The sequence below is a fragment of the Georgenia sp. 311 genome (genome assembly GCF_006151955.1).
GTDB lineage: Bacteria > Actinomycetota > Actinomycetes > Actinomycetales > Actinomycetaceae > Oceanitalea > Oceanitalea wutianyii.
In genome coordinates this window covers 76,983-80,444 of sequence record NZ_VDFS01000048.1, presented here as the reverse complement: position 1 = coordinate 80,444, position 3,462 = coordinate 76,983, and the positions used below count along the sequence as shown (strand labels likewise).

At 74.3% G+C, this 3,462-nt stretch carries 4 protein-coding genes; 2 read left to right on the top strand and 2 right to left on the bottom strand.

The genetic code is table 11. The features are described 5' to 3' along the window. Both FHE66_RS10680 and FHE66_RS10675 read right to left on the bottom strand, forming a co-directional pair. A partial coding sequence (locus FHE66_RS10680; RefSeq protein WP_218013685.1) for a hypothetical protein occupies nt 1-428 on the bottom strand: 428 nt, incomplete at its 3' end. A 73-nt stretch (nt 429-501) separates the two neighbouring features. Next, a complete protein-coding gene (locus tag FHE66_RS10675) occupies nt 502-1,287 on the bottom strand; it encodes a peptidylprolyl isomerase (protein ID WP_168202687.1) in 786 nt (261 codons plus the stop codon). Between the two features lie 149 nt (nt 1,288-1,436). On the opposite strand from FHE66_RS10675, the gene FHE66_RS16005 reads away from it, so the two are divergent. Together FHE66_RS16005 and hisS are read left to right on the top strand one after the other, a co-directional pair. After that, nucleotides 1,437-2,147, top strand: coding sequence for an MBL fold metallo-hydrolase (locus tag FHE66_RS16005; protein ID WP_139072945.1), 711 nt, complete (start codon nt 1,437-1,439; stop codon nt 2,145-2,147). 27 nt (nt 2,148-2,174) lie between these two features. Further along, the coding region (hisS, locus tag FHE66_RS15580; protein WP_176554739.1) for a histidine--tRNA ligase at nt 2,175-3,462 on the top strand (1,288 nt) is incomplete at its 3' end.

The window sequence follows — 3,462 nt, the reverse complement described above, 5'->3', positions numbered from 1 at the left end:
GCGGGCTCCTCGGCGACGGCGGGCTCGGCGACGGGGGGTTCCGCGACAGCCGGCTCGGCGACGGCGGGCTCGGTGACGGGGGGTTCCGCGACAGCCGGCTCGGCGACATCGGGCTCGGCGACAGTCGGCTCGGTGACGGGGGGTTCCGCGACAGCGGGCTCGGCGACGGGGGGTTCCGCGACAGTCGGCTCGGCGACGGGGGGTTCCGCGACAGCGGGCTCGGTGACATCGGGCTCGGCGACGGGCGGCTCGGCGACGGCCGGCTCCTCCGCGGGTGCCTCGGGAGCGGCCTCGGGCTCGGCGACGGCCTGCTCGCCGGGAGTGGCCTCGGCGACGGGCTCGACAGTCTGCTCGGCGGCGTCGGTCGCGTCGGTCGCGCCCTCCGGGCGCTCGACCGCCTCGTCCTGCGTGGCAGCAGGTGCTGGCACCGTCTCCGTCACCGCGACGCTCTCAACCGCCGCTGCCGTAGGCTCGTCCGCCGCCGGGCGCGGGGTCTGCTGCTCACTCAATGGTCACTCCTTCGATGGTGACGGGAAGGGCCGGCTGCTCAGAGCCCTCGACGGTACCCGCCGAGCCGACCTGCTGGAGGATGTCCAGCCCTTCGGTCACACGACCGAAGACGCTGTAACCGCCGGCGCTGTCCGACGGAAGTGGGACGTCGGCGAAGACCATGAAGAACTGGCTCCCCATGGACTCGCCGTTGTTGCCCTGGCGCGCCATCGCGAGCGTGCCCGCCGGGTAGACGTCGTCCGCCGGGGCGTTCTCGATGGGGCCGAAGCTGTAACCGGGACCGCCGGTGCCGGTGGCGGTGGGGTCGCCGCACTGGAGCAGGGAGCTGGGGAGCAGCCGGTGGCAGGCGGTGCCGTCGTAGAACCCGTCACGCGCGAGACGCAGGAAGTTCGCTGCGGCCTGCGGGGCCCGCTCGCCGTCGATCTCCAGACCGATGTCCCCGGCGCTCGTGCTGAGCGTCACCGACCACACGCGGCCCTCGGCCTCGGCCGGGTCCGGTGCCGAGTCGTACAGCTCGGGGTTGGTCGTCGGCAGGGGCGCCGCCTGGTCGGGGGCCTGCGTCTGCGTGGGCGCGGTCGCCGCGGGCTCGGGGGTCTGCTCCTCGGGCCGGTTGAGCACGACGAGGACGATCGCGGCGACGACGACGGCGAGGCCCACGACGACGGCGGTGACGAGGGTGATGCGCCGACGGCGCTCCGCCTTCTCCCTGCTGCGCTGCTCGAACTTGTCGTGGCGACGCTTCTGGTAGGCGCGTTCCTGGCTGCTGCTGCGGGTCAACGAACCCTCCCGGTGAGGTGCTGGCGGCACCGTGACGAACGAACGCCGTCAAGTCTAGGCGGAAGCGGCGTCCGCCGTGACCGTCCTCACGCAGCGGAACGGGGCGCCCCACCGAGAGGGCATGCAGGAGCGCTCGTTAGGCTGGCCGGATGCTCATCCACGCGCTGCGGGCGCCGGTCTTCGCGACCAACACGCTCGTCCTCGCCGCGCACGACGGCGGGCCCGCCGTCGTCGTCGACCCCGGGGGCGGCTCGGCCCCGCTCGTGCGCGACGTCGTGACCTCCCGTGACCTCGACGTCGTCGCCGTCCTGCTCACCCACGCCCACCCCGACCACGTGTGGGACTGTGCCGCCGTCGCCGGCGACGTCCCGGTCCTCGTCGGCGCGGGAGACGCGGAGCGGCTGGCGGACCCGGCGGCCTACCTCGGCCCGCTCGGGCCTGGGTTCTCCGCGCTCGTCGACGGCCCGTGGCAGCCCGTGGCGGACGTACGGCCGGTGGCCGGCGGGCCGGTCGAGCTCGCTCCCGGCCTCGTCGTCGAGGCGCTGCCCGCACCCGGGCACACCCCCGGCAGCACGCTGTGGCGTCTGGACCGCGTGGACGAGATCACCGGCCCGGCGTTCGCCGAGGCGGGCGTGGGCCGCCATCAGGGCCCTGTCGTGCTCACCGGTGACGTGCTCTTCGCCGGCTCGATCGGGCGCACCGACCTGCCCGGCGGGGACCCCCGTCGGATGGCACAGACGCTGCACGAGCTGCGCACCGAGCTGCCCCCGGAGGCGCTCCTCGTCCCTGGCCACGGCCCCGCGACGACGACCGCCCACGAGCTCGCCACCAACCCCTTCCTCGCCCTCGCACAGGGCTGAGCCGCGCCGAACACTAGGATCGCCCCCATGGCACGACCGACACCCCTGTCCGGGTTCCCCGAGTGGCTCCCCGCCGAGCGCGTCGTCGAGACCCACGTCCTCGACGTCCTGCGCCGCACCTTCGAGCTGCACGGCTTCGCCGGCATCGAGACCCGCGCTGTCGAGCCCGTCGAGGAGCTGCTGCGCAAGGGCGAGACCTCCAAGGAGGTCTACGCGGTGAGCCGCCTGCAGGACGAGGAGGGCTCCCAGGAGCGGCGCCTCGGCCTCCACTTCGACCTCACCGTGCCCCTCGCGCGGTACGTCCTCGAGCACGCCGGCAAGCTCGTCTTCCCGTTCAAGCGCTACCAGATCCAGAAGGTCTGGCGCGGCGAGCGGCCCCAGGAGGGCCGCTTCCGGGAGTTCATCCAGGCCGACGTCGACGTCGTCGGCTCGGAGACGCTGCCGTTCCACTACGAGGTCGACCTCCCGCTCGTCATGGCCGAGGCACTGGCGGCGCTGCCCATCCCGCCGGTGCGCATCGCCGTCAACAACCGCAAGATCGCCGAGGGCTTCTACACGGGCATCGGGCTCACCGACGTCGACGGCGCCCTGCGCGCGATCGACAAGCTCGCCAAGATCGGCCCCGACGCCGTCGCCGAGGTCCTGCGCGAGGACGCCGGCGCCACCCCCGAGCAGGCCCGCCTGGCGCTCGAGCTCGCGGCCATCACCGGCGACGACGCGAGCGTCGCGGACCGCGTGCGCGCCCTCGGGGTGAGCAACGACCTCCTCGAGGAGGGCCTGGGCGAGCTCGTCGCGCTCGTCGAGGCGGCGTCCCGGCGGGTGCCGGGCACCGTCGTCGCGGACCTCTCGATCGCCCGCGGCCTGGACTACTACACGGGCTCGGTCTACGAGACGACGCTCGTGGGCCACGAGGACCTCGGCTCCATCTGCTCCGGTGGGCGCTACGACTCCCTCGCCTCCGACGGCGCGCGCACCTACCCCGGCGTCGGCCTGTCGATCGGCGTCTCCCGCCTCGTCGCACGCATCCTCGGCGGCGGGCTCGCGGCGGCGAGCCGCGGGGTGCCCACGGCCGTCCTCGTCGCCGTCACCTCCGAGGAGGATCGCGAGCTCAGCGACGACGTCGCCGCCGCCCTGCGCGCCCGCGGCATCCCGGCCGACGTCGCCCCGACGGCTGCGAAGTTCGGCAAGCAGATCCGCCACGCGGACCGGCTGGGCATCCCCTACGTATGGTTCCCCGGCACGGACGGGCACGAGGTCAAGGACATCCGCTCCGGTGACCAGGTCTCCGCCGACCCCGGCACGTGGGCCCCGCCCG

What these genes read in the sequence shown, in the direction of transcription:
- FHE66_RS16005 (WP_139072945.1), top strand. Translation starts at nt 1,437, where the DNA reads ATGCTCATCCACGCGCTGCGGGCGCCGGTCTTCGCGACCAACACGCTC.